The organism is Fastidiosipila sp. (assembly GCA_012511175.1).
GTDB lineage: Bacteria > Bacillota > Clostridia > Saccharofermentanales > DTU023 > UBA4923.
In genome coordinates this window covers 54667-80202 of record JAAZGO010000021.1, presented here as the reverse complement: position 1 = coordinate 80202, position 25536 = coordinate 54667, and the positions used below count along the sequence as shown (strand labels likewise).

At 56.5% G+C, this 25536-nt stretch carries 22 protein-coding genes; 3 read left to right on the top strand and 19 right to left on the bottom strand.

Annotation, left to right across the window (positions count from 1 at the left end; all coding sequences use genetic code 11):
- The 7 genes from guaA to GX839_04465 all read right to left on the bottom strand — a co-directional run.
- Nucleotides 1-1277 (bottom strand): glutamine-hydrolyzing GMP synthase (gene guaA / locus GX839_04495; protein NLB04717.1); only part of this gene is annotated, 1277 nt, incomplete at its 3' end.
- A gap of 16 nt (nucleotides 1278-1293) precedes the next feature.
- The gene (locus GX839_04490; GenBank protein NLB04716.1) at nucleotides 1294-1851 is read right to left on the bottom strand and encodes a cob(I)yrinic acid a,c-diamide adenosyltransferase; all 558 of its coding nucleotides are present in this window, start codon (nucleotides 1849-1851) and stop codon (nucleotides 1294-1296) included.
- A 62-nt stretch (nucleotides 1852-1913) separates the two neighbouring features.
- A complete protein-coding gene (locus GX839_04485) occupies nucleotides 1914-3059 on the bottom strand; it encodes a hypothetical protein (protein ID NLB04715.1) in 1146 nt (381 codons plus the stop codon).
- The gene (locus tag GX839_04480) at nucleotides 3056-4255 is read right to left on the bottom strand and encodes an ABC transporter permease (GenBank protein ID NLB04714.1); all 1200 of its coding nucleotides are present in this window, start codon (nucleotides 4253-4255) and stop codon (nucleotides 3056-3058) included. The genes GX839_04485 and GX839_04480 overlap by 4 nt, the downstream gene beginning before the upstream one ends.
- Before the next feature lie 34 nt (nucleotides 4256-4289).
- Nucleotides 4290-4886: an ABC transporter ATP-binding protein gene (locus GX839_04475; GenBank protein ID NLB04713.1), complete on the bottom strand. Its 597-nt coding sequence runs from the start codon at nucleotides 4884-4886 to the stop codon at nucleotides 4290-4292.
- Nucleotides 4887-4995: 109 nt separating this feature from the next.
- A complete protein-coding gene (locus tag GX839_04470) occupies nucleotides 4996-7035 on the bottom strand; it encodes a zinc-ribbon domain-containing protein (GenBank protein NLB04712.1) in 2040 nt (679 codons plus the stop codon).
- Nucleotides 7036-7184: 149 nt separating this feature from the next.
- A complete protein-coding gene (locus GX839_04465; GenBank protein NLB04711.1) occupies nucleotides 7185-10214 on the bottom strand; it encodes a vitamin B12-dependent ribonucleotide reductase in 3030 nt (1009 codons plus the stop codon).
- A gap of 203 nt (nucleotides 10215-10417) precedes the next feature.
- Between GX839_04465 and GX839_04460 the strand changes: the two genes are divergently transcribed.
- Nucleotides 10418-10810: a hypothetical protein gene (locus tag GX839_04460; protein NLB04710.1), complete on the top strand. Its 393-nt coding sequence runs from the start codon at nucleotides 10418-10420 to the stop codon at nucleotides 10808-10810.
- Here GX839_04460 and GX839_04455 read toward each other — a convergent pair.
- The 6 genes from GX839_04455 to GX839_04430 all read right to left on the bottom strand — a co-directional run bounded on the left by GX839_04455 (nucleotide 10770) and on the right by GX839_04430 (nucleotide 16033).
- A complete protein-coding gene (locus GX839_04455) occupies nucleotides 10770-12062 on the bottom strand; it encodes a hypothetical protein (GenBank protein NLB04709.1) in 1293 nt (430 codons plus the stop codon). The two genes, GX839_04460 and GX839_04455, sit on opposite strands and share 41 nt — an antisense overlap.
- Nucleotides 12049-12525, bottom strand: a complete 477-nt coding sequence (locus tag GX839_04450) for a hypothetical protein (GenBank protein ID NLB04708.1) — start codon at nucleotides 12523-12525, stop codon at nucleotides 12049-12051. The genes GX839_04455 and GX839_04450 overlap by 14 nt, the downstream gene beginning before the upstream one ends.
- A gap of 61 nt (nucleotides 12526-12586) precedes the next feature.
- On the bottom strand, nucleotides 12587-13081 hold the full coding sequence (locus tag GX839_04445; protein NLB04707.1) for a hypothetical protein: 495 nt from the start codon (nucleotides 13079-13081) through the stop codon (nucleotides 12587-12589).
- A 108-nt stretch (nucleotides 13082-13189) separates the two neighbouring features.
- Complete coding sequence (locus tag GX839_04440; protein ID NLB04706.1) at nucleotides 13190-14026, bottom strand: amidohydrolase family protein; 837 nt, start codon at nucleotides 14024-14026, stop codon at nucleotides 13190-13192.
- A gap of 11 nt (nucleotides 14027-14037) precedes the next feature.
- On the bottom strand, nucleotides 14038-15450 hold the full coding sequence (locus tag GX839_04435; protein NLB04705.1) for a sodium:glutamate symporter: 1413 nt from the start codon (nucleotides 15448-15450) through the stop codon (nucleotides 14038-14040).
- Between the two features lie 130 nt (nucleotides 15451-15580).
- Complete coding sequence (locus GX839_04430; GenBank protein NLB04704.1) at nucleotides 15581-16033, bottom strand: GNAT family N-acetyltransferase; 453 nt, start codon at nucleotides 16031-16033, stop codon at nucleotides 15581-15583.
- A gap of 77 nt (nucleotides 16034-16110) precedes the next feature.
- Here GX839_04430 and GX839_04425 point away from each other — a divergent pair, with 77 nt between their 5' ends.
- Nucleotides 16111-16422 (top strand): cupin domain-containing protein, encoded by a 312-nt coding sequence (locus tag GX839_04425; protein ID NLB04703.1) that lies wholly within the window; start codon nucleotides 16111-16113, stop codon nucleotides 16420-16422.
- Nucleotides 16423-16426: 4 nt separating this feature from the next.
- On the top strand, nucleotides 16427-17581 hold the full coding sequence (locus tag GX839_04420) for a D-alanyl-D-alanine carboxypeptidase (protein ID NLB04702.1): 1155 nt from the start codon (nucleotides 16427-16429) through the stop codon (nucleotides 17579-17581).
- On the opposite strand, the gene GX839_04415 is transcribed toward GX839_04420, so the two are convergent.
- The 6 genes from GX839_04415 to GX839_04390 form a co-directional block, all read right to left on the bottom strand.
- On the bottom strand, nucleotides 17578-18702 hold the full coding sequence (locus GX839_04415; protein ID NLB04701.1) for an ABC transporter permease: 1125 nt from the start codon (nucleotides 18700-18702) through the stop codon (nucleotides 17578-17580). The two genes, GX839_04420 and GX839_04415, sit on opposite strands and share 4 nt — an antisense overlap.
- A gap of 7 nt (nucleotides 18703-18709) precedes the next feature.
- Nucleotides 18710-19723, bottom strand: a complete 1014-nt coding sequence (locus tag GX839_04410; protein NLB04700.1) for an ABC transporter permease — start codon at nucleotides 19721-19723, stop codon at nucleotides 18710-18712.
- A gap of 52 nt (nucleotides 19724-19775) precedes the next feature.
- Complete coding sequence (locus GX839_04405) at nucleotides 19776-20717, bottom strand: ABC transporter ATP-binding protein (protein NLB04699.1); 942 nt, start codon at nucleotides 20715-20717, stop codon at nucleotides 19776-19778.
- Nucleotides 20718-20736: 19 nt separating this feature from the next.
- Nucleotides 20737-21729, bottom strand: a complete 993-nt coding sequence (locus tag GX839_04400) for a hypothetical protein (GenBank protein NLB04698.1) — start codon at nucleotides 21727-21729, stop codon at nucleotides 20737-20739.
- Nucleotides 21730-21809: 80 nt separating this feature from the next.
- A complete protein-coding gene (locus GX839_04395) occupies nucleotides 21810-24632 on the bottom strand; it encodes a YfhO family protein (protein NLB04697.1) in 2823 nt (940 codons plus the stop codon).
- Complete coding sequence (locus GX839_04390) at nucleotides 24629-25534, bottom strand: ParB/RepB/Spo0J family partition protein (protein NLB04696.1); 906 nt, start codon at nucleotides 25532-25534, stop codon at nucleotides 24629-24631. Before GX839_04390 ends, GX839_04395 begins: the two co-directional genes overlap by 4 nt.
- Between the last annotated feature and the right edge of the window lie 2 nt (nucleotides 25535-25536).

Here is a 25536-nt window from a genome sequence, read left to right as displayed (position 1 = left end):
TACTCCCATTCAATGGTCGCGGGCGGTTTGCCGGTCAGCTCGTAAACCACGCGGCTGACATGAGAGACTTCCCCGGTAATGCGGCCGGCGACATGCTGCAAAAATTCCCAGGGAAACTCAGCCGGCATGGCTGCCATGAAATCATCTGTTTTCACCGCCCTCAAGGCAATGGTGAAGTCATAGGTGCGGCGGCCATCGATCAGGCCGACTGACTGCAGGCCTGTCATGACAGCGAAATACTGGGACACCCGGTCGCGGAAACCATGCCTTTCAACTTCCTCGCAGAAAATGGCATCAGCTTCCCGCAGGATATCCAGCTTTTCCTTTGTAATCCCGCCCAGGCAGCGGATGGCCAGGCCGGGTCCGGGAAAAGGCTGGCGGTCGACCATGGCAGCCGGCAGGCCGAGCGCACGGCCAACTTCGCGTACCTCTTCCTTAAACAGAAAACGAAGCGGTTCGATCAAGCCCTCAAACTGAATCTGCTCGGGGAGGCCGCCCACATTGTGGTGGCTTTTGACAATCTGGCCGTCCTCGCCGCTCTCGATCACATCAGGATAGATGGTGCCTTGAACCAGGAAGGCTGCACCCATTTTCTCCGCCTCCTGCTCGAAGATCCGGATAAACTCTTCACCGATCCGCTTGCGCTTGGCCTCGGGCTCCAGGACGCCTGCCACACTTTCCAGGAAGCGTTCTGCGGCATCAACAAAAACAAGCGGAATCCTGAATTGACTGGTAAACATCGCTCGAACCATTTCGGGCTCACCCTTGCGCATGAAGCCATGGTCGATAAAAACGCAGGTCAGCCGGTCGCCCAAGGCGCGGTGAACCAGGAGGGCAGCAACCGAAGAGTCGACACCGCCTGACAGGCCGCAGATGACGCGCTTGCCGCCCGCTCTTTCGCGGATTTGTTCCATGGTTTCATCGATGTAGCGCTCAATGGTCCAGTCTCCGGCACATCCGCAGCTGTCAAAAAGAAAGCGGGAAAGAATGCTGTCAAGGGATTCCTTGCCCGCCGCACAAAGGGATTCCTCCCCCAGCGCGAGAAAAGGGATCTTCTGTGAACCCAGTTTTTTATGCAGTGAATCCAGGGCAGCTTCTCTGTCCCGCCCTGTGACAACCAAGCCGCAAAGGGTGGGAAGATGAAGCTCAGCCTCCAGGAAACGACGCGGTGAAATCAGTTCAGCATAGACATGCCGGTCCCGGATGGCATGAACCAAGGTTCGCCCCAGACCGCCGCCTGTATCGATAACCAGAATGGTTTCGTGCAACTTGCGCATGGACTCTCCTTTCCGGCTAATACTCGATCCCCGGTCTGGCGGGCATCTTCGAATGCTCGTAGGGGTGCTTGATCATGACCACTTCCGATATGTAGTCGGCACATTCGATCAATTTCTCTGAAGGGTCGCGCCCCGTGAGGACAAGCTCAAGATGAGGTGGTTTTGTCCTGAGGAAAGAGATAAGCTCCTCTTCATCGATCATGCCCGTTGAAATTGCTCCCAGGATTTCGTCAAGGACCAGGAGATCGATTCCTGCCCGGCTCCGTTCCACGGCATCGGCCAGGCGCTGCCGATGAAAAATGCGGTTGGCCGCCTTTTCTTCCTCATCCATCTGGAAAACGAACTTGCCGGACGGTTGCCCGGACACCACCTCAATGCCCAAGTCGCGAAGAGGACCCAGTTCACCGGATTGCCTGCTCTTGAGAAATTGGACGAAAAGGACGCGAAGACCGCTGCCTTTGGCCCTTACGGCCAGTCCCACCGAGGCGGTTGTTTTGCCCTTGCCATCGCCGCAATACAAATGGATCAGGCCAAGCTGCTCCCGGATCCGGTCCACATAGTCTTTCTGGTTCATCCAGGACTCCTTTCGTCTGTAAGAATCAGTTCTTATTCTACACAGGAGCGGCGCCTCCGCTCTCAGGCGGAAAGATAATCACTTTTCTTTTGCGCAATATAGGCAATGAAGAGCAGCAGGACACCGATGGATGCCGCGGGAATCAGGCCGACCGCTGTATCCTGGCCGGCAAGTCTGGTGAGCGCCCAGCCATGGGGTGTAAACTGACCTACCGATTGCATCCATAGGCTTGGAAGGCGAATCAGCCCGCCGCCGGTTAACAGCAAGGCGAAGAGAACCAGGGAAGCGGGCACAAAGCGCCGGTCAGCCGGCAAGAGCGCCACAAACTGACCGTAAGCCAGCATGAGCAAAAACAGTACCGCCATGACCGGCAGATAATTGGCCGGCCTGGAAACCTGCGGCATCAGCAACAAGGTCAGCCCTACCATGGATCCAAGCTGTAGTGCACCCGACAGGGTCAATGCCGCCAATGAAGCCAGGTAGTCTCTTCGCAAACCTCCGGGCAGTGACCGCATACGCCTTCGCGTTTCTGCGTCCGCCAGAAGCAAGCTGCCAAGCAAGGAGAACACGGAAAGAAACAGGACCTCCACCGCCACGTCGGGAATATCCAGTACCGGAAGGGCATCTCCCATTTCCAAGTTGTGAAAGTTGATCGTCAGCCGGGTTCCATTGCGGCGAACTTCTTCAGTACTGGCTTCCAGCAGGCGGCTCATGTCCAATGTCGTCAGTCCGGACGAGCCGGTAAGCGAAAAAAGGTCTTTTTCCAGTTTGGCAACGGTGGACAGGGCCAGGGCGCAAATTTGGTAGTTCTCGCGAATCAATTCCTCGGCCAGGCTGTTCTTCCCCGCGATAAATTCACAGGCATAGACGTCGTCCAAGTGAAGCGCCGCACCCCGGTCACCGAAATTCAATGGAATAATCACGACACCATCCAGCTGGTTCAGTTCAATGGCCCTGGAAATAGATGCCCGATCCACCCGTTTCCAGCCAAGTCCGCTTTTTTCAAGCAGCGTGATCAATCGGCGGCTTTCTCTGTTCTCCGCCAGATCGACATAGGCTGCCCTGAGCTCCGTCAGGTCATTGCGGACCAGGGTGGTACCGGCCAGCAGTGACAGGAGAACCGGAAGGATCAAGCAGATCGCCAGCATCAGGGGTCTGCGCAGGAGAAGCTTCAGCTTCAAGCCGGTCATGAGAACCAGATTTCTCACAGGCGCCTCCTGCCAAAAGTCAGGGCGATCACCGAGGCCGGCACCAGCGATCGCAGTTGAGGAAACAGTTCACGGGAAGTCAGGATGACGTTTTCGCCAAGAGCCCGGTAAACTGCCTGCATCACAGGATATAACGGCGTGTAGGAGGCGGCCCGGGTAAGAGGTAGGGGGAAAAGAGACACGGGGTAAATGGCACCGCCTGATACGATCAAAAGGAGGATCACCAGCCAACCGGCTTGAAGCAGGGTCAGGCCGGGCGCCTTGATTCTGCCAAGAGCCAGCATGACTAAAGCGCTCACCAGGTAAGCCGAGAACAAGAGAAGAGACATCATGAAGGCAGACCTGGCAATCCCGCCGGCTCTCAGGGCTAAAAGGATCGGCAGGATGAGAAGTGCCCACCACACCAGGCCGGCCAGCAGACGTACGATCATAAGGGGACCATAGCCACAGGCGATAAGTAACCGGTCTTCATGGGAAGTAGCCCGGCTCCTGATGGTCGAGGCAAGGACACCGACGGATGGCAGAATTGAGAGAATGACGAGCACACCGGACAAGGCGTGGGTCAGGGCATGGACTTCGAAAAGGTCGCCGTCCGCGGTGAAACGATTCCGATCCAGGTAGGCCGCCACCACATTCAAGGCTTGACGAGAGGTTTTCTCCCAGGACAGATCCTCATCGCCGCCCAGTTCAACGTACAGATTCTGATAGCCAAATACGTTGCTGTAAAGGAAGTCGAGGGCCCCTGCATGTTGGTTGAAGGTAAGACCGATCTGGTAAGCCTCCGGCTGCATCCCCGGATTGAACCAGATCTCGACTGATTGCTTGGGTGAACCAGCTGCTGATTCCGACATGAAACCGGGGGGAAGATAGATGGCGCACAAGATTTCACCTGCCTTGAGACGTTTCATGGCCTGGAGCAGATCATCACGGTAAATCCTGCGGACGAACTTGATATTTTCGAAATAGATGGCAACCATGCTGCCCAGTATGCTGTGGTCTTCATCAATGATGGAGGCTTCAATCCGGAGCGTTGCGGGAGCTTGTTTCCCGGCGTCGGTGGAAATGCGCAGCAGACTCGTCAGGGCCAGCGCAAAAAGCAGCATCACCACTGCGGTCACCAGCAGACCCGTCCGTGCAGCGGACAGCTCACGCTTCAAAAGAACCCATATGGCATGCCGCTTGAGGGAAACGCCCATCGTCCGAAACTCCCGATTTCTCAACCGCGTCCCTTCAGGCCGGATCAGCCTCGGCCATGGCCACTTCACCATCGCGCAGGAGGAGCACACGGTCACAAAGCTGACCCAGGAGCTCCTGTTCGTGGCCTGAGATGAGGATGGTTCGACCGCGGGAACGAAGCAGGGCCAGCCGGTCCAGGATCAGTTCCCGGCTGTCTTGATCCGTCCCCGCGAAGGGTTCGTCAAGGAGCAGGAGCAGCGGATCGCCCAGAAGTCCAATGATAAGGCTGACACGGCGGGCCATCCCGCTTGAACACTCCCGGATGGGTTTCCCCAGAAATCCGGATATGAGAGGATCCGTTACCGCGATTTCCAGAAAACGGAGGCGCCCTTCACGTGAGAAGCCGCGCGCGGCTGCCCAGAAGGCAAGGGTCTCCCGGACACTGAACCTGTCGTCAAGCGCTAATTCCTGGGGAACATACCCAATCATGGGGCGCCAGCGGGCGAGGTCATCCAGTGAAATTCCCCGGAATACCACCTCGCCCTTATCTCGTGAGAGAACAGAGGCAAGGATTTTCAAAAGAGTGCTCTTGCCTGCGCCGTTATCTCCCGCAATCCCGAAAATCGTTCCTTCGGCTTGTTCAAAGCTCACATCACAGAGCGTCTTTTGATTTGTCCACGCTTTTCCCAGGTTCTGAACCGTGAGACCCGGGGCGTATGAACTTGATTTCTCCACTCCTATGCTCCGGCCGGCATCCAATTCAGTCCCCGTCGTCCCAGTCATCCCAATCGTCATTGAATCCGCCCCCCAGCAGATCGGGATCAATTCCGAGTTTCTCAAGGGCTTCGGTGAAAGCTTCCATTACGCTTTCATCTTCCATGAGCTCCATCAAGGCGCTTTCGTCTGTCATGTCAACATAATCATCCGGCATTTTGTTTTTGAAAACGACCTCTTCGCCGGAAAGATTCTGGTGATTGATGCCCACCGTAAGCGAAAAAGGCATGTCCTGAATGATCAGCTGGAGTTCCACCTGGGCGGTCAGCCGGCCGGATTCGACTTTGCCCTGATAACTCAATTTCACATTTTCAGGAGCGTCCTCCTGAAGCTGGTCAAGACCAACAAACTCGAGGGATATTTTTCCGACAGGGTAAATGGTGTCTCCCGATTTTTCCCAGCCAAAGTCACTGAAGGTTCCCTTTAACACTTCTTTGGGCGGTGACGTGTTGTAGCTATTCAGCTCGCTGGCTTTTACCGAAAATTCTCCCGTACGCCGGTCACCTTCCAGAACGAAGGTGGTCAAAAAGTCGAGGCTGAACTGATCGGGGGCCTCAAGGAAAAAGCGGTTCGCGTGCTTGTTTCCTTCCGAAACCCTGAGATTGGATAAGGTAACCGTCTCAGGAGTTCCCTCTTCAAGCTTGGTTAAAGTCAGCACTTCACCGACAGGTTTATTTTTCTTGTCGACGTAAAGTCTGCGCTTGGCCTGGATTTCAAATTGATCCGGACTCTCCTCAATGTCATCGATCATATCCTCAATGGCTTCCAGGAATTGGTCGTAGACACCTTCCCCGCTGTCCTCAAAACCCGGGAGAGGAACCGTTTGTTTCATGCCTGTCAACAACTTTTCCAGATCACGGTTGTCCCGAAGGTAAGCCAGTATTTCTTTGGCCATGTCTGCAAAGCGGTCGGAAGGTACGGTGAGTTCGAAATAGTCGAGCGTCTGACTGACCCCTCCAATGGTAAGGGTCTCCCCTTTGACAAAGTCCGGCTTTCCTGCGAAGCGGCTGAATATTGCCTTCAGATCGGCGGCGAGCTTGTCGAATTGGTCACCGGTCATGATGGTCAGCTTGTCGCGCATGCCGGTCATACCTAACAAATCGCCCGGATTGACCGGCAGGTCAACCATATTGAAACCTTCTGTCATCTCTCCCATACGGCTTTGGGGGATGACAAGCGGTTTTTGCAAAATCCCCGGTACCGAGATAACGTATGATTCGTCCACGTTGTAGAATTCAACGGCCAGCGCTTCCCCGGCATCATCCCGTTTGCCAAGACCGAGGCGGGTGCGATAGCGTGCATCATCCCCACTCATATCGACCTTGTAGTCCAGGTGGAGCCGCAGGCCCGACATGAGCGTCAACATCTCTGCCATCTCATCGGGGAGATCATCTGCCTTGATGTCGAAGGTCAGGTCGATCTTTGAGCCGAATCTGTTCTTTTCGACAGTCTCCTTCATTGTCTCCTTCAAGGGAGCCAAAAGAGAGTCTTCCGGAATCAACTTGGAAGCTTGATCAGCTTGAGCCCACCTCTTTTCCGGAGAAACAAACAGGTTCCGGATCTGATCACCGAAAACAAACCAGGCAGCTGCCAGCAGTCCCAGAAAGACAACAATGATGATGACCGGGATGTACCAGCGGCTCTTGCGCTTCGGCGCTGCAGGGGGTATTCCATAAGCATAGGGGGGATAAGGCTGAGCCGGATGGGGCGCTTGAGGCGCTCCATAATAGGGGGGCGGCGCCTGAGACGGTGCTCCGTACGGGAAAGGCGGAACCGCTTGTTGCGGGGGCGGCGGAGGCGCCGCGTAATGGAGCGGGGGCGGTGGACCCCCAACCAGGTCCGGTTCTTTTGATTCCGGGGAGGGGGATTCAGGCAGAATGGGCTCGCTGGGCCCCTTATGCTCCTCACTTGCCGGAAACTGAAGGGGTTCTTCCTCTGCGGGTGCGGGTGCGACCCGGTAACCGCATTGTGGGCAGAAACCGGCGTTCGCGGGTAATTCCGTACCACACTGCTGACAGAATTTCATGATTTTTTCCTCCCGGCGGTTCGCCAAATTCAGCGGATTGTTGAGACAGCATCTTTCAATCCAATCGCGAGAGCGGTTTCCGTCTAATTATACCAAGAAATGAGAATTCTTAGGGCAGATCCCCGAAAAAGACCGGGGGTCCCGACGCTCTAGGAGCATCCTGTTGTTTCACCACAGTCGAGGCACACTTTGCAGGTTCCATTTTTAACCATCCGGGTACCCGAGCAATTGGGACATACCGACCCATCGTAGAGCCGCTGGCCTGTCCTGCTCGCCTCACGCGCCTTTTCATGGATAAACTCGTCCATACTGACCTGTTGCCTGGCGGGTTCGCCTTCGCCTGCTGTTTGGCCTTCCAACCACTCTTTTGGCTTGACCTGGACGCGGGTGTAATCCCCTGCCTCGATGTCGAGCACCTTGCTGATCAGATCGGACACGGAGGTGCAGTATTTGATGTAGGGATGCCGCTGCACGAAGCCGTAGGGTTCATATTTCTGGCCGCGCAGCATCTTTGAAATGGCTTCGGGTTTGATCCCGTACTGGAGCATGACGGAAATGGTTTTTGACAGCGAATTCAGAAGCCCCGTGATCAATGTGCCCTCACGGTCAGTTGTCATAAAGATTTCCGTGATCAGACCTTCTTCATCCCGGTTGACGGTGATGTAGACCTTGACGTCCTCGATCTGGGCAGGGTGGGTGGTGCCCGACCGGATCCCGAAAGGTTTTACCCGCCCGTGGACCCACTCACCGCGATCCAGTTTTTCATTGCATTCATCGAGTTCCTCTTGAGTCTTCCGGGCCACATGGAGCAAATCATGATAGGTCAGGTCTTCAAGCGGAAGATCCTGATGCTCGACCCCTGCCAGGCTGATGTTCAGAGGCTGCGCGTACTTGGAGCCGTCACGGTAAAGCGTGATCCCCTTGATCCCCTGGGTCCAGGAGGTAAAAACGACATCGGCAAAATCCTGGACGGTGGCTTCGTTGGGAAGATTGACCGTTTTTGACACAGCGCCCGAGATCAGAGGCGTGATGGCCGCAACCATGCCGACATGACCCTGCCAGGCAATATACCGTTCACCCGTGCCACACTGATTGGCCGTGTCGAAAACAGCCAGGTCTTCTTCTTTCAAAAAGGGCGCACCCTCAATCTTGCCGTCAAGAATCATGCCATCGTCGCCCTGCCGCATGATGTAGCCGACGATGGCTTCACTTTCCTCCCTGGTGTAGCCCCGGGCGGCCAGCCCTTGTTCGACTACCGGATTGACCAGTTTCATGAAACCTCCGCCGGAGAGTTTCTTGTAGACCACATGGGAAAAGAAAGGTTCAATACTGGTCGCCGCGCAGTCCATGGCGAAGGAGATGGTGCCGGTGGGCGCCATGACTGAGACCTGGGCATTGCGGTACCCGTGCGCCTCCCCCCATTGCTCAGCCTTGGTCCAGGTTTCTTTCAGCGCTCCGGAGAGTTGACCGAAGCCGGTGCGCTCGAGGATCCCGTGATCAACAGCGGGGAGCCGGTAACTGATGGCTTCCGGTTCATCCGTCCGAACACCCGCCGCCCGGCTGTGGTTGCGGATGACACGCAGCATGTAGTCGCGGTTTTTTTGGTAATGGACGAAGGGTGACAGCTGTTGCGCCATCACAGCCGACACCGCATAACTTTGGCCGGTCAGGATCCCGGCCAGGGCCCCGCCTATGGTACGGGCTTCGGCGGAATCGTAGGGCAGGCCGGCACTCATAAATAAAGAGGCCAGGTTGGCCAGGCCCAGGCCGGTCGCCCGAAAAGCCCATGTTTTACGTGCGATGGCTGGTGTAGGGAATTGCCCCCAGTGAATGGACGCTTCCAGGGCCAACTGGGCGATGGCAATCAGGTGGAGGTAGCTGTCGACATCAAAAATGCGCGTTTGCGGGTCATAGAAGCGCATGACATTCATGGAGGCCAAATTGCAGCTGGTGTCGTCGAGGAAGGCATATTCGCCGCATGGATTTGTCGAGTTGATCCGGTTGTGCTTGGCGGTGGGGTCGCCATCTTCCCCGGCCGGGCAGGTATGCCAGGCATTGAAGGTGTCATCGAACTGGGGGGCGGGGTCGGCGCAACGCCAGGCCGACTGGTTGAAGATCTCCCACAAATGGCGGACGGAGACATCCCGGTCGACACTGGAATCGCGCCGCCCTTTAAGGCGGATGGTCGCCTGAGGTTGCTGGTCAAGTTCCGCGACTTTGCGCATGAATTCATCGCTGAATCGAACGGAATTATTTGAATTCTGGCCTGAGACGGTCTGGTAGGCCTCCCCATCGATGTCCGCATCATAGCCCATTTTTGCCAGCGCGATCACCTTGTCTTCCTCGCGCGCCTTCCAAGTGATAAAATCCTCAATTTCCGGGTGATCGATGTCCAGGCAGACCATCTTGGCCGCCCGCCTGGTGGTACCGCCAGATTTGATAGCCCCGGCGTTGCGGTCAAGGCCTTTTAGAAAACTCATGAGGCCGGATGAATGGCCTCCGCCCGACAAGGCCTCACCTTCTGCCCGGATGGCCGAAAAGTTGGTGCCGGTACCTGAACCGCCCTTGAAGAGTTTGGTTTCTGATACGTAGCCCTCCGTAATGGAATGAGGGCCAAGCAGCTTGTCCTCGATGGAAAGAATGAAGCAGGCTGACGCCTGGGTCCGGGTGTAGTCGTCTTCGCTCATGACGACCTGCCCTCTTTCCTCGTCATAATAATAGAGCTCACTTTGACCGCCGCTGATTCCGTACTTCAGCTTAAGGCCCGTATTGAACCATTGGGGGGAATTGGGGGCGAACATCTGCGCCAGAATGGCATAAATAAGCTCATCGTAAAGGATTTCAGCCTCACTGCCCGGATCGATCATCCCCTCATCGACCAGAGATCCGACCCAGAAGGCAACCATGCGGTCAGCCAGCTGTCTCATGGATGTTTCATGGCCCGGCTCACCCGGAACCCCTGCTTTGCGGAAATACTTGGAGGCGATGATATCACAGGCCTGCTGTGAATAGGATTCGGGGAATTCAAGTCCCTTCAAATCGGTCAGGATCCGGCCCGTTTTATGGTCCTTGAGCAGGACATCACAGGTCTTCCAGCGGAAGAGGTCAAAGACCTCGCCCCCTTCTTTTTCCAGAACCTTGGTAAAATGACGTTTAATAAACGGCGACAACACACTCATGCCAACACCCTGCCTCTTTCCGTTTCCTGCTGACCGGCTGTTTCAACAAGAAAGCGCGGTCCCTTTGGAATACACTATATAGTATGCTGCTATTCAGCATGCTACTAAATGTAGTGTATTTTGTTACAAATTGATGACATCTCACGAGCAAATCACATCTTGCGGCTCATGTTATGATGGATGGCGATACAGGTGGTAAAAGCATGACTCTGATGGCGCACTCCTGCCCCCACAGGCACCGGATCGGGCTGGTCACACTGCTCTTCCTTCTGCTCGTTCTTGTTGCTGCCTGCGGCATCAACCAGGAGCTTCTCGGTACCTGGCAGCTCATCGATGCCGACGGTACGGCTTTCGAACCCCCCATGCAAATCATTTTTCGGAAAGACCGGCAACTTGTAATCACCCCGGCTCCTGCCGACGCGACCATCAGTTACACCTCAAGCCCTGGAGGCAATCTGAGCATGACCGTAAGGAGGGCCGGAGCAAATGCTTTCACCCTTAAGATGAGCTACGATTTGGACGGAGACTGGCTGGCTATTACGGATGAGGACGGAATCACGCTTGTATTTCTGCGCCAAACCGATCCAATTCCCTGAGCAGAACGGTCTTGCGGTTCTCGACCCCTTCAACACATACGGCCTCCAACAGCAATTCCAGGCCCCGGCCAATGGCCGGTCCCCGGTAACCCAGCGCAATCAAATCCCTGCCATCGACAGCCAGATCGGCCAGACTGAGATTGCGCCCGCCAGCGACCAGTTCCGCAGCACTCTGCTTAACCCTCTCAAGGACTGACTCCCGCAAGCTATCCCGGGGATGCCGGGCGCGGGTGTCAGCCAGCAGCAATTCCATCACATCGAAAAAACCAATCTCCCCCCAGCCATGAAGAAGCCGCCAGATGCTCCGCAGATCTTCACTGATCTCCACCGCCTTGGATGCTGACAGCAATTGAATTTTCGCAAGATCATCCCGGCTGAAGCGCAAGGCCTGGGCCACGGTGGCCGCTGAATCTGCGCAGGACACCTCCTCAAGATCATAGAAGAGGGCCACCAGCCGCTTGACGGGATCGGGGGAAACCCCTGCCGTGCGCCTGACGGCAATCTGATAAAGAGACTCTTTTTCTCCTGCCTGTGCCCCGCGAAGCGATTCAAGTGCGGGGAAAGCCACAGCGAGAGTGGAGGCATGATCTTCCAGGACGGCGGCCAGATTGACCCCCGTGAGCATCCGTTCCAGTTCCAGCCTCAACCGCTCCGGGGCAACATGCCGCAGCAACGGGCTGGCCTTCTCCATGGCATGCCGGGTAACACCCTCGATCTCAAAACGAAGCTCGGAGCTGAAACGAAGCGCGCGGAAAATCCTCAGCGCGTCTTCCTCGAATCGCTTTCCCGCGATGCCCACGGCACGGATCAGGCGCTTCTCGAGATCCTTCCTGCCGCCCCAGGGATCGATCAGACCCTGGCGGGGATGCCAGGCCATGGCATTGATGGTGAAGTCCCTTCTGGCCAAATCCTCCTCAATGGATTCAGTAAACCAAACCTGGTCAGGGTGGCGAAAATCCGAGTAGTTGCCCTCCTTGCGGAAGGTGGTGATCTCGACCCGCTCACCTTCGGAAATCACGGTCAGTGTTCCGTGAACCAGTCCGGTCGGAAGGGTCCGGTAATCCGACATAACTGCTGCCACTTCTTCAGGGGTCGCGGAAGTGGCGAGGTCGTAATCGTGGGTTGGCCGTTGCAGGATCAGATCACGCAGGTAGCCGCCAACAACGAAGCAGGAAAAACCGGCGCCATTCAAGAGATCGATCAACCGCCGGACATGGCCGGGGATGGAAAGCAGGCACTTATCCTGCAGCATCTTCTGCTGCAGACGGATTGGCTGTCTGCTGACGGTTGAGCGTTGCCCCGACGATGAGGAGCACCGACAGGGCAAGCTGGATCAGGCCCGGTGCAGTCAAGCCCAGCGCCAATGACGTGATGGCAAAGGCAATCCCCATGGCCAGCGCGAAAGAGTACTTGGTCACATCGTCTTTGCGCTTCCAGGTCAAAATGCCGCAGGTGAGCTGCAGGGACGAAAACAGCAGCATCAGTATGCCCACCATCACACCGGCGCCGCCTATCACTCTTCCAAGGACAGTGCCGATCGGGTAGGCGCCCTCCTTAAGCCACTTGGCGATCACCGGATCCAGCCCTCGAAGCAGGGAACCGGCCAAGGCGGTCAGAGTGATTACGAAAGGGCTGATCAGGATACCGAGCCCGCCTAACACGGCCAGTCCCGCCGATCCGATTGAAATGAAGAGAGTTCCCTGTGGTTTGTTCATCTTTTTACCTCCCTGGTTTCATGGTGTCAACACTTCCTGTCCTCTTGTTCTTCTTCCGGCTTTATGGGCGGTCCGCCCCCGGAGGCTGTATCTGCCTCGGAGGGCCGGATGGCGGCCAGGCGGCTGAACGCACTTGCTGCCTGTTCAGGATGGCCCCGGTCAGGATGAGGCCGGGCATGACGGCGGAGATGAGGGAGACGTGCCAGAGGGGGGAAGCCAGTGACGGCAGCGCCATTAATGTAAAGATGATCCCGATCACCAGGGGAAAAGTTGACCGCAATGGATCATCCCTCCGCCTCAGGCACATGGCTGCGAAGACAATGATCAGGGAAAAATAGGCGATGATACCGAATCCGATGATCAAGCCGAAAGACAGGAGAAGATTCGATAAATCAGGCATCTTCCCTGCATCGCTGATGAGGATACCCAGTACCTTCATGAGCAGACTGCCCACAGTGATCCAGGCAAGACCCGCCAGAACGCCAAGGCCGGCGCTGATAATCCATAAAATCGAGCCAATCAGGATGAAAACACTGCCTTTTGCTTGCTGTTCCACCGGCTCCACCTCCCCTTCATCATCTTCTCCCTGTCAAGATCATACAACAGAGAGGTCCTGATGGGCGGCACAAATCCCGCCGATCCGCTTGCCCTGCCCGTGGCTTGATTAAAGCGACAGCAACCGCCGGGTGTTTTCTCCCAGGATGTCCTGCTTTTCCTGGGCGGTAAGACCGCTTTTTCCAAGATCGCTCATGTAACGCTGAGGCGGCAGCAGGGGGAAATCGCTTCCAAAGAGGATTTTGCGGGTCAAGCCCAGCGCCTTGACGACATCATAGATCTGGTAGCCGTAAAGGAAAACCGAAGCGGCCGTATCGTAGTAAACATTGGCCAGATCCTGGCGGACCTCTTTCATCAGTTCGTAGAAATACAGGCCGCCTCCCCAATGCGCGAGGATGATCTTCAGTTGGGGGAAATTTTTGGCAAAGGCAACCGCCTGTGCAAGTTTTGTCCCGGTCTTGCCTGCGTAAGGGTGGCCGACCGGTTCGTTGACGTGAAGCATGACGGGAATACCGAGACCGGTGTAGGTGAGGCCCAGGGCTTCCATTTGGCGGGGCGATTCCAGGGCAAAGCGCTGACCTTCGGGGAAGAGTTCGCCGACGCCCTGCAATCCTGCCTCGAAGGTGCGGACCAGTTCTCTTTCGGCCTCCGGGTGCTGAGGAACCAGGGTGGAAAAGCCGATCAGCCGGCCGGAATGGACCCTGGCTTTTTCAATGACATAATCATTGACGTAGCGGCAGAGCCCCATGTCCCGAAAACTAAAACCAAAAATGACAGCCCTGTCAAAGCCATCTTTGTCCATGGCCTCAACGACTTGTTCCGCTGTTGCAAATCGGTTGACGGGACTTTCACTCAGAAGCTTGAAATAGGGCTCTTTGTCAGCGATCTTCTCCCAGTTTTCAATGATATCCGGCGGGGTGACGTGAACATGGCTGTCAATGCGCACAGGGCATCACCTCACCCTTTTTTCGCCTTAAGTGGCCGGCGTGTCATGCGGCAGCCGATAAAAGCGATGGCCGCATAGAAGAGCCCTACCCCCGAATTCCAGAAAAAGTTGGCCAGGGTCGAACCGCGGGCGATAAAGTTGTAGTCAATGGGGCTGATCACCAGGGAGAAAAGGCTCATCAAGGCAAAGCCCATGGAAAAATCGTTCAATACAGGTGATTCATACTCCGGATCAGTAATTTTCAACAGGGTCATGCCCGTAATCATGACCCCCGTGTTGACTCCCCAGCTCATGATGGCGCGCTCGAAGGGAAAATCCCCGCGGAAAGTTTTACGGTAAAGCGGGAAGGTCACCAGGTAGGTTCCGGCGAAACCGATGACACTCATGATAATGATGGGAACGATGTAAGCGGACACGGCCCGGAAGGGCAGGGTCATGATGGCTGCCGTGATGGCGAAATCCGAGAGGGTACCCGTAATCCTGGCTTTGACTTTGGTATCGATCAGCCAGTTCAGTTTCAGCTTCAGGAGCACGAAGTTAATGGCATACATGATGAGAAGGGCGTAAAACCAGACGGGCAGAAAGACACTGGGCAGCCAGACCCGCATCCGGCCCGAGAGCAGATAGGCCAGACCGGAGGCGATCAGCATCAGGGTCAGGTGAACGGTGATGGTCTCGATGGAGGAACCTGCCGTCGTTTCCCGCCCCAGGCTCCTCTGCTTGCCGATATCGGTCGTATAACCTTGAAGCGTTTCTTTGGGGATGACACTGGCATTGCCCAAGAGCTGAGTTTCGCCCTTGCGGGAGGCCCGGTTGATGAAATAGATGCCAAGCAACATGCCGCCGATCAGGCCAATGGTTGCCATGGTCAGGGCGACGCCCTGGGAGGTCTGCCACCAGGGCAGGCCAAAGTCCTTCAGGATGCTCCCGACAGCCGTCGCCGTACCATGGCCGCCGGCAAAGCCCTGGGGCAGCTCGTAGCCAAAGGTTCGGTACAAGCCAGTCTCCGGCCTGACAGCTGTGATGGCCAGGTTGACCCCATAGCCGAGAATGTACTGAATGCTGCCGCCTAAGGCGAAAATGCCGGTCATTAAAAGGACAATAGGCGCCATGTCACGGAGCCGGCGACGTTTTTTCGCCGGATCCATGGAACTCCCGAGCGGGGCCGCGGAAAAGACGGGAACGATCAGGACGACCGGGAGCGCTTCCCAGAGGGCCATCCATTCATCAGGGAAGGGAAGGGGCGCGCGGGCTCCCCAGATGGGCGGCCCCAAAAGCAGGCCGGCAATGCCGCCGATGACGGAGGCCGGCAGGAGCCAGCGGCGAAAAAGCGGCACCCTGGCCCTCAAAAAGGCTCCGATCAGTAAAAATGCACCGATGACGGCGGTTCCGATTAACATGTCCTGTAAGACGGCCGCGTTCACACTATCACATCCTTCTTTCCGGCAGATCCAAGTGGCCGGAATCTTTACTCACCCAATCAAGATAGCATGAAACTTAAGCTGCCGTTCAAAAAAAGTGCAATTCGTAATGGGTGTGCCGGACAGGCGGCCCTTATTCGAAGCGGAGAGTCATCATCACGTGCTCCACGGGAATATGATCCGGGACAAAGGGTGCCCCGTCAACCGCATAGCCCAATTTTTTATAAAAATTCAGGACATGTGTACGCGCCATCAAGCGAATACCGGCTTTGCCTGCCATCCTGGATCGCGACTCAAGCTCACGGGCGATCGCGGCACCGATGCCCTGCCCCCGATAGCGGGCGTCAACCGCCATGTAGCGCAGACGGTTATAGGGTGTTCCGTCATTTTGGAGAATGGCCATCCCTACAAGCCGGTCCCCGTCAAAGGCGCCGTAAATCAGATCCTGCCCTTCACCTGACAAATCATCTTCCTCGATGGAATGGCCCCAAGGTCTGCGCAGGGTTTCATCTCGCAGGCGGAGCGTCTGCAAATAATCCGGGCTGCCGTGACGTATGGGACGGTATTCGATCGGATGACCCTGCATGACGCACCTCGCTTCTTGCTGTCATTTTACCAATAGTTGTTCCGGTGTTCATCATCTCCTGTTATGCTAAGGAAACCATGGAAATTCACAACCTTTATGAAAATCTGCACTTCGATTCAGCAAGAGAATTTTCCGGACCCTTGATTGAGCCGGGCCGGATCCGCATTGAACGGATCTGCTCGTCAGGCCAGGCAGGAGATCTCTGCGATCAGGATGAACACGAATGGGTTCTTTTGCTTGAAGGTGAAGCAGAGATCCTTTTTGTCGATGATCATGAACAGGTACGGTTGAAGGGGGGCGACTATCTGCTGATTGAAGCGCACCGGCGCCACCGCGTCACCTACACCTCCCCGCGCTGCCTGTGGCTGTGCGTTTTCTGGAGCGATTGACTTCATGAAACATCAAGACACACGGCGAAAACTTCTGATTTGGGCGCTGGTGCTCTTGCTCCTTCCTCTTCTTTTCCAGCCTGCAGAGGCCAGGGCGGCACATGATGAGTTGCTGACGGGGCTCATCGACGGCAAAGCCTTCCGTTTCAGCCTCGATGCGCTCCAATCGCGCACGGCCTGCCTGCTTGTTTACCAAGACGGCAAGCGATCCGATCTCCTTCAATTCCGGCACAGAGAAAAAGTCTATACAGCATCGCTGACCAAGATCATGACCGCTTATCTGGCTTATGAGCTTATGGAGGCCAAAGGCCGGACCCTGGATGACCGGGTCCCTGTCCGGGCCGTGGATCTGGATGGCCTCCAGACACTCAATGCTTCGGTTGCCGGCTTTCAGGACGGAGAATCCGTCTCCTTCCGCGACCTGTTTTATGGCCTTCTGATCGGTTCCGGCTGCGATGCAGCCAATACACTGGCCCGGGTGGCTGCGGGCAGCGCAGATGAATTTCTCCTTCTCATGAATGAAAAGGCAAAAACGCTTGGTCTTTCGGACAGCTCTTATGCCAACCCGACCGGCCTCTTTGATGCAGGCAATTACGGAACAGCGGAAGATGTGGCCGTCCTGCTTGCCAGGACCCTGGAAAACCCTTTTTTGCACGAGGTTCTGATGGCGCGGCGCTATACAACGCAACCGACCCGCCAGCATCCCCAGGGCATCACCTTGCGCCATTATCTCTCCTACTACAGTGAGATCTCGGGCATCGACAGCTCTCCCATTGATGGCGGCAAGACGGGCCAGCTAAAAGAGTCAGGGTACTGCCTGGCCTCCTTCAAGGAGATCCGGGGTCTTACTTTTATCCTTTGTACGACGGGTGCTGATCTCCCGGGAGGGCATCTGGCTGATCATGCCGCTCTCTACAGCGCCTTGTCAGACCAGCTGCCTGAGGGAGACTTTGTTATCACGGGAATCGGCGAGGACCCCCGCCCTCCCGATGAAAGCAAAGAAGGCGAAACCGGAAAAAACGAGAAAGTGCCCGGAGAACCAAAGCCGGGTGGAGCTGTTCAGACAATCACCCTTGTTTTCCTTGGGATCCTGGCCCTGCTGGCCCTGCTCCTCTTCTTATCCCTCTTGCTTAAAAGGAGAATTGGAAAAGAAATCTAGTTCCCCCACAGAAACTGCCGGCGGGCCCGTCTGGCCAGCCGGGCAGCCAGGAGCGCCGCCAGAAAATACCCCGCAGCAAAACCGAGCTGAATGAGCAGGTCCCCTGCCATGGCGCCCACGGTATTGACCCGGTAATTGGCGTGAATAAAATAATAGAGAGGAAAGCACCTGCCGATGCCAAGCGCGGTTTGCCCCAGCATGGACTGAGGGACAAAAGCGCCCGATAAAAAAGCCATGCCCAGAGACAGGACTGTACTCACCGCGGTAATGGCCACCTTATTGCGGATCAGGCTGGAGACCAGGTAGCTTAAGGCCAGAACGGCCAGGGAAAAGATGGAAAGATTAAGCAGGATTCCTCCCGCCTGACCGGGGCTGAAAAGCGTCATCGAAATCGGCAGAGTGGCAAGAAATAGTACGGCTGCCGTGCCAAAAACGATCAGGCCGGATCCCAGGAGTATGGCGACGGCCCGCAAGCGCGGGGGATAGGGCGAGAGGTTTGACCGGGAGCGGACGCCCGCTTCAAAAAAAGCCTGATTGACCAGGGGAACCAGGGTCAATGACATTAGGAGCAGCACATAACCCAGGGCCGAGAAAAAGGCCACCCGCACGCCATCCACGGTCCGGCCGCGCCCGCTTTCCTGAAACAGGACCTCGGCTTTCTCTGCCAGGACACTGTGAAATGCCTGGGGATCATAGGGTCTGCCCTGGCCCTGAAAAGCGTCAAGATAGCGGAAATAGGTTTCAGCAACCGACAGGGCGAAATAGCCCTGTCCGGAGGTCCGGTCGCTTACCGCCTGTGGAGCTGTCAGCCCGGGCTCAAAAAGAAAAACCGCATCGTACTGATGAAGAAAGACGGCCTCCTGTGCTTCTTCCTGTGAAAATGCGAGGATTTTGACCGCGTGGCCCGCCTGTTCAAGCCACAGGGCGAACGCTTCCCCCGCCCCGTGCCCGCCGGCCGGGATCGAAACCGCGGCATTCATATGTCCGCGGCTGAAGCTTTTGTCTTCGTCCGCCGCCCGGCCTCCCTGTGCGAAGACCAGGATCAAAAAGATCGAGGTGAAGGCAAGGATGATCAGCCAGTATTTACGCAGCAGGGCGAGATAGGCTCGAAAAGTACTCATCCCGGCCTCACAGACTCTTAAACTGCCTTCTTTGCAAAAAGAGCAGTGAAGAGAGGGAGAGCACCAGGGCTCCAAAAACAAGGATCAGAATGCCCGCCGTGTATTCCCTGGTCGAAGAAAGGGCGTTCAGCCGGTAGAGCAGCCTGCCGATCAAATTGACGGGGTTGCCGCGATTCAGCCAGGGCAGGTGGCGGTCCAAATAGAGCCTGAGTTCGGCGCCCATCATGCCTCCGAAAGCTCCGAGAACCAACATGATGGAAATACCCAGCGGAATTTTGGCCTTGGTCGACAACTTATTGGACGAACCCACGAAAAGACCGACGGCAACTCCAAAGAAACAGGCAGCAAGAAAGAGGAGGAGGGTTCTTGGCAGGTCCGACAGAAAGTTGATTCCCCAGATGAATTTCAGATAGAGGGCCACAAGGATCATCTCCAGAAAAGACAGACAGGTGTTGATCAGGGTGCCGGCTGTCAGAAAAGACAGCCGGGAGAGCGGCGTGGTGGACAGGCGGGCGGCCAGAGGAGACAGATTGGCCTGCAGCAGGTCAATCATGCCGATGCCTGAAAAATAGGCGTAGAGCGTAAACATGGCGACTGTCATGGAGAGGATGTCAAAAAGAAGATCGGCTTCCTGTTCAGCGATACTGACATACTGTGTCGAGAAGTCGGGGTTGATGCCCTGCCGGCCGGCGGCAGCGGCCCGCTTCAGTTCATCCCCGATTTCGCCCAGAATCCTGGATTCGGAGCTGTCTTCCCGGATGATGAGCACACCGTCCGCACGAAAATACCCGGCCACCTTCCCTTCGCGCAAGGCTTTTTCTGCTTCATGGGAATCCATGACCGTCAAGTCCAGCATATCAATGTTCTCGAGAAATACCGTGTAGTAAAAGCCCTGTTCAGCGGCCACGGGGATGGGTTGGAGTTTCATGCCGGCACCGCGGAAGGCGATGGACATCATGGTGACCAGGAGAAGCGGATAGACAAAGACCCAAAAAAGCGAACTTTTGTTTTTCAGGGTCATTTTCCCCAGGAGTTTAAGGTGCGATCCAAACTGTCCCATTGGCTTCTAAATTTTATTCACGCAATGCCTTGCCGGTCAGTGACAAAAAGACCTCGTTGAGCGTCGGCAGTTCGCTGGAAATGGTGGAATAAGCGATATCCCATAGCCGCAACGATTCAATCAGAGCCGCCAGGTGATGGCCGGGAGGCGCCAGTTTGACGGTGACTCTTCCGTTGTGTGCGAAAAGGTCAACAACTCCGTCAAGTGAGCGGACCCGTTCGAGGAGTTCTGCTTCCTTTTCCCCGCAAGGCAGTTCGATGTGAACTGATTCCTCCGCGTCAATCAGGCCGATCAGCTCCGGCAGGGTGCCGGTTGCCATATTGTGGCCTTCATCTATGATGACAATACGGTCGCATAGCTCCTGGGCCTCCTCCAGGTAGTGGGTGGTGTAAAGTACTGTCGTCCCCTGGCGGTTAAGCTCGCGGACTCCATTCAGAACGTATTTTCGGCTTTGTGCGTCTAAAGCCAGAGTCGGCTCGTCCAGGACAAGGAATTCGGGGCTGTGGACGATGCCACAGGCAATATTGAGGCGCCGCTTCAAGCCGCCCGAAAGCTTTTTGGCTGGAAACTTCCGGTACTTGCCAAGCCCCGCAAAATCGACCGCATAGCCGGTCATCCGCTTTTGTTCACGCTTGTTCGTCTCGTAAAGGCCGGCAAAGTATGAGATATTGTCGATGACAGAAAGCTCTTCGAAATAGGCCAGGTCACTTGGAACAAGACCAATCCTCCGTTTGAGACCGGGGTCACGGCTGGCGGGAGCCTGGTCCAAAACGGTGATTTCCCCTCCGTCGTACTTGAGCAGACCCAGAAGGCAGTTGATGGCCGTGGTCTTGCCTGACCCGTTGGGGCCGAGAAGACCCAGTATTTCGCCTTCCCTCACCTCCATGTCAAACTTGTTGAGAGCCGTGACTTGTTTGTAATGCTTGACAACCCCCCGCATCTCACAAATGGCCATGGCTGGCAGCCGCCTTTCATCATAAACCGGATGAGTCTTGTTCAGAGCATCCGGCTGCCAGATCCGGCTTTTCTGGCTCGTTCTCATAGGCTGCCGGATCGTCAGTCAGGTCCTGTCCCCGGAATATCCCTTCGGGATCCTCATCAACGATCTCACAAAGGGGCATGGATTCTTCGGTACAGGACAGACTCCCGTCGGCAGACAGCACGGGCGGGTCCAGCTTGTCCCCGATGGTTTCGGGCAGGTCGGCGGGAGCGTCTTCTTTCAGCCGTCCCTCAATCTGATTAAACTGGAATACGTAGGCCTGCAGCTGTTCAAACAGATCTTGCCCCTCTTTGGCATAGGCCTGATAAGCGTCGCAGGTCGCCTCGATTGCTTCCTTTTTTTTGCTGAGATCCGCCAGTTCCTTGCGGGACAGGCTTTCCTCCTCGCGCTGTTTGGCACGGAATAAAAACAGCTCTTCTTCGGCTTCCGATTGGGCGTTGTGGATGATGGCTGCGCGCTCAAGCCGTGCTTCTGCCACAATGTCGTGTGCCCGCTTAAGCAGCTCCTCGCGTTCCGAAAAGGTTTCAAGGCGCTCAAGAAGTTCGCGGTTGACCCTGCGCAGCCGGATCAATTCCTCCTCTGCCGTTTCCCCTTCCGGTTCCGGTGCGACAACCTCCGCCATCTCTTCCCCGCTGTCAAATTCAATTTGCCCTTCAGCTAGTTCCGGCCCGGGCGACATCTCCGTTTCGGGCGCTTCGCCATTTGGCTGACCGGCTTCTTCCGCATGATGAACCTGCAGAAGGACCGGAGCGGTGTCCGCCCCTCTCAGCTCTGCCTTCAGGGCGTCGACTTCCTGGTAGGCCTCGCGGACCAGATCTTCGCAGACGTCGCGAGCCTTGACCAGCAGATCCTTGATCTTGTCGTAGACGTCACTTTTGTCGTAACCGAACATGGCTGTTTTGATTTCCAGGGTTTTGACGAAAGTAACCATTTCTCTGTCGAAGCGATATTTGACAATTGTATCCATGGCTGACTCCTGTATCACACGATCATGGCAGATTTGGATTTATCATAACACGAGATGCGCGTCTGTACGGCAGGCCAGCATCATCGAAGGCGCAGCCCTGGCCCTTGACGGCCCCTCCTCCTCAAACGCCGATAGAAGGCAGTGCCGGCCAGGGCCGCAAGGCTGGCAAGGGATACGGACAAACCCGCGAAAAACCCTTGCGGGGCAAACCGCGCACTGATGGTGTGGGGTCCCGCTTCCAGCGGAATGAGGATGAAACTGCCCCGCAGGGTTTGGCCAGGGGTCTTCAAACCGTCAACCCTGAAGGTCCAGCCGGGATTGCCGGTAGTAGGCAGAAAGAGGTAGCCCTTGGAGGGAGCTGTTATTTCCCCCGAAAAGGAATTGGTCGAGAAATGATCCAGGATCAGCGGGTGAGAGGCCAGCCTGTCGCGCGCTGCGCGCCAGGCTTCCTGATCCAGGCGGGCGACACAGGCGCGGAAGGTGCCGTCAATCGCTTTGTCAAGGGGCATGCTGACACGAAAATGCAGCTCGCTTCCCGCTTCCAGGAAACCGACATCCCCAATCCCCTTTTTGCTGCCCCCCAGCTGGAAGAACTCATGATCTCCGATGAAGCCGTTGCTGTAGTTGATCCCGACTGATTCATCGGCCCAGAAGATGTAGTAGATTCCGTCCCGGGGCACGTCGTAGACCAGGAAGGCCCAGTCACCGTCTCCTGCCTCCCGTATGACCCGGAAAGTGGAAGGCTCATACGCCTGTTCGACGTAACAGCCTTCCATTTCCCAGGGGCGGAAGTAGTCTATGGCCAGGGCACCGGGGGATCCGCTCAAGGCGGAGAGCAATCGGTTCTGGACATCCGGCGCTTCTTCGGGCATCCATTCTTCATCCAGATAAGCCGCCTCCTGTGTCGCAAAAAAACCGAAGGGCAGGACATGGTGATTCCGGAGAAGCCGCGTTTCCTCGCCCCGGCTGATTTCGGTCCTGGTGCGGTCATCGAAGATGCGGTCCTGGCGGACGATCAGGTACTCAATTCCCAGCAGGCTGTCCATGACGATGGTTGATTCCTTGTATTGGAAACTGTTGACTCCATTGGTCGGATAGCCCAGGTCGGAAAAAAAATCGATTGAGGCCTGTGGAAAAGGCGAAGCAAAAAGAGACATGCCGTTGGAAGCAAAGAGAAAAGGATCATTGACACAGGTATCGGGCAGTATTTCCGCACGCCAGGGCTGGCCGCGGTGTGCTTCTTTCAGGTCGGCAGTCATCTGAAGCACCTCTCTGGCGTAATGATTGTCAAGGTAGTAAGACCGGTCCCCGAGCGGTGCGACCTGCTGATAGAGCACTGCGGCGGTGAAAGCCTGAAAGAGCAGCTCGGCGACCAGGAAAAGAAAGAGGAGGGACTGCGCGCGGCGGTAGCGGAGCAGGCCGGTCCGTGTCGCTGGTTCTGGAGCAGGAATTCTTTTTCGCTTCAATGCTGCCAGCGAGGCCAGCCTGTGGCGGGGACTGAGCTGATGGCGCCCCGACATGATATAGAAAACCCCCCGTCCGGGCACCCGCTCTCTGCCGCCTGGGACGGGGCGCATCCGGGCAAAAACCGTCAGATAGAGGATCAGGAAGAGCGAGGTGGCCCAGAGCCGCCAGTGAGACAGGGTGTCATTTTGTTTGAATTGCTGCTCCGCAAGCAGGAGAACAAATACGGACACCGCCGACGTGACAGCCGCTCCGCGTGAAAGGGTGAGATCGTCCCCCATCGCCTGGTAGGCCATGGCCAGGGTCAGCAGGATAAAAACAAAGGCGTAGCGGTAGTCAAGGGAGTTGGGATAATGGCCCCCGTGCCAGAGGAAACTCAGGGTTTTCGACTGGAATGAAAAGAGAAGAAACCCCAGCAAGAGGCCGTAGGCCACGCGGACACGCAAAGGGCGCCTGCGGTTTGCAAAAAAGGCGGGAATGAGCAGGAGGACAAAAAGGCCCGCGAAGATATTGGGCAGGCCGCTCATGATCTGCGGAGCCCTCAGCGGTGTCATGCGAGCCAGCATGTCAAGGGCTGACTGCCCGAAGGCGAAGCCACGGGGGAAGGCATCACCGGCCGCTGATGTGATGGCCAGGGCTTTAATTGTCGGCCAAAGCGTGATGGCGGCAAGGAGGGCCGACAGACACGCGTAACCGGCGAACCGGGCAAAGGCAGCCAGGGAGGCCAGCAGGCTTCGTTTTTTCGGCGCGAACTGGCACCGCAGGACGAAATAATAAAAGAACAAAAAAACGCAAGCGAAAAAAGCGGTGTAGTAGTTGGTCAGGAGCATCAGGGTCAGGGCCAGGACAAAGCGCCGGGGTCTTCGATCGCGGACCAGTTCGACCAGGCCCAGACAGGCCAGCGGGAAAAAGACCAGGGTATCCAGCCACATGATGTTCCAGCTGTAGGCGTAAACCCAGGCAGAGAGAGCGTAGAAACCCGAAAGGACTGAGGCTGACGGATCTTTGCGGAAAGAACGCGTCAGGAATTCCCGAAAAAAGAGGCTCGAAAAACCGAGCTTCAGCAACGTCAGCAAAGTGACGGCCTCCGTGATGAAGGTGTCAGGGAAGAGGAGGGTCACAATGTTGAAGGGACTTGCCGTGTAATAGGTGAAGAAGCTGTAGAAATTGACGCCCAGCCCGCCGCTCCAGGAAAAGAACAAGCCGTCACCGGACAGGATTTTTCTTTTCAGTTCCAGGAGGAAGGGGGCATATTGGTGGTAAAGGTCGTAAGCCAGCAAATGCTTGTTGCCAAAAGGCCACAAACCGTGTGCCACAAAACCGAAATAAAAGGCGATGACCGGGAGCAGAAAGGCAATCAGCCGCTGATACAGCTCTTCCTGGCGCTCTTTCTTCTCGAGCAGGGTCGTCATGGGCCGGAACCTTTCGCGGGCAATCACGCCCCCGAGCGCAGGAGCTGGTCAATTAACCGTTCGCGCTCGTCGGCGTTGTGAAAACGGATGACAATTTTCCCTTGTTCGGTTCCGCCTTCCAGGGTGACACGGGCGGCAAGCGCCCGCCGCAGATTTTCTTCGACCGTGCGGATGTGAAGCCTTTCCTGGGTGTCGGCCCTTGCTGAAGGCTTTTTCCTGGGCGGCGGCTCCTTGAGGCCCTGGACAAGTCTTTCCGTGTCGCGGACGCTGAGCTGTCTGGCCAGCACCTCGGCCGCTGCCTTGTTTTGCTGGTCTGCATCCGTCAAGGCCAGGATGGCTCTCGCGTGGCCGGGCGACAGACCGCCTGTACGGATCAGATCCTGGAGGCTGTCGGGCAGGTTGAGCAGCCGGAGCGTATTGGCGATGGCAGGCCTGCTTCGCCCCAGTGCTGAAGCCAGAGTTTCCTGCGTCATCCCGAATTCCTTAATCAGCCGATCGTAGGCTTGAGCTTCTTCCAGGGCATTCAGGTCCTGGCGGACTACATTGTCGATCAGGGCCTGGCGCTGGACATCCTCCCTGGTCAGCTCCCGCACGATGGCGGGAACGCTGCGCAAACCGGCCATCCGGGCGGCGCGCCATCGGCGTTCACCGGCAACGATGGTGTAGTGATCCGGCCTTTCGGAAGGGGTGACGATCAGCGGGGTGATGACCCCCTGATCGCGGATGGAATCCGCCAGGTCTTTCAGGGACTCCGGGTCAAAACTTCGGCGGGGCTGGTCCCGGTTGGGCTCCAGCCGGTTGATGTCCAGGTCAGCCGCCTGGCCCCCGTCCCGGCGCCCGGGATCCGCCTCCGATTCAAACAGGGCGCCCAAACCGCGGCCCAGGCCGCGCTTCGATTTCGGAGGCATCTCTCTTCTTTCTTCGGCCATGC

Bases quoted from the DNA above. Each gene is read 5' to 3' on its own strand.
- GX839_04410 (NLB04700.1), bottom strand. From the start codon at position 19,723: ATGACCCTGAAAAACAAAAGTTCGCTTTTTTGGGTCTTTGTCTATCCG.
- GX839_04405 (NLB04699.1), bottom strand. From the start codon at position 20,717: ATGGCCATTTGTGAGATGCGGGGGGTTGTCAAGCATTACAAACAAGTC.
- GX839_04425 (NLB04703.1), top strand. From the start codon at position 16,111: ATGGAAATTCACAACCTTTATGAAAATCTGCACTTCGATTCAGCAAGA.
- GX839_04490 (NLB04716.1), bottom strand. From the start codon at position 1,851: ATGAACCAGAAAGACTATGTGGACCGGATCCGGGAGCAGCTTGGCCTG.
- GX839_04390 (NLB04696.1), bottom strand. From the start codon at position 25,534: ATGGCCGAAGAAAGAAGAGAGATGCCTCCGAAATCGAAGCGCGGCCTG.
- GX839_04480 (NLB04714.1), bottom strand. From the start codon at position 4,255: ATGGGCGTTTCCCTCAAGCGGCATGCCATATGGGTTCTTTTGAAGCGT.
- GX839_04465 (NLB04711.1), bottom strand. From the start codon at position 10,214: ATGAGTGTGTTGTCGCCGTTTATTAAACGTCATTTTACCAAGGTTCTG.
- GX839_04415 (NLB04701.1), bottom strand. From the start codon at position 18,702: ATGAGTACTTTTCGAGCCTATCTCGCCCTGCTGCGTAAATACTGGCTG.
- GX839_04455 (NLB04709.1), bottom strand. From the start codon at position 12,062: ATGCTGCAGGATAAGTGCCTGCTTTCCATCCCCGGCCATGTCCGGCGG.
- GX839_04420 (NLB04702.1), top strand. From the start codon at position 16,427: ATGAAACATCAAGACACACGGCGAAAACTTCTGATTTGGGCGCTGGTG.
- GX839_04460 (NLB04710.1), top strand. From the start codon at position 10,418: ATGACTCTGATGGCGCACTCCTGCCCCCACAGGCACCGGATCGGGCTG.
- GX839_04450 (NLB04708.1), bottom strand. From the start codon at position 12,525: ATGAACAAACCACAGGGAACTCTCTTCATTTCAATCGGATCGGCGGGA.
- GX839_04470 (NLB04712.1), bottom strand. From the start codon at position 7,035: ATGAAATTCTGTCAGCAGTGTGGTACGGAATTACCCGCGAACGCCGGT.
- GX839_04430 (NLB04704.1), bottom strand. From the start codon at position 16,033: ATGCAGGGTCATCCGATCGAATACCGTCCCATACGTCACGGCAGCCCG.
- GX839_04400 (NLB04698.1), bottom strand. From the start codon at position 21,729: ATGGATACAATTGTCAAATATCGCTTCGACAGAGAAATGGTTACTTTC.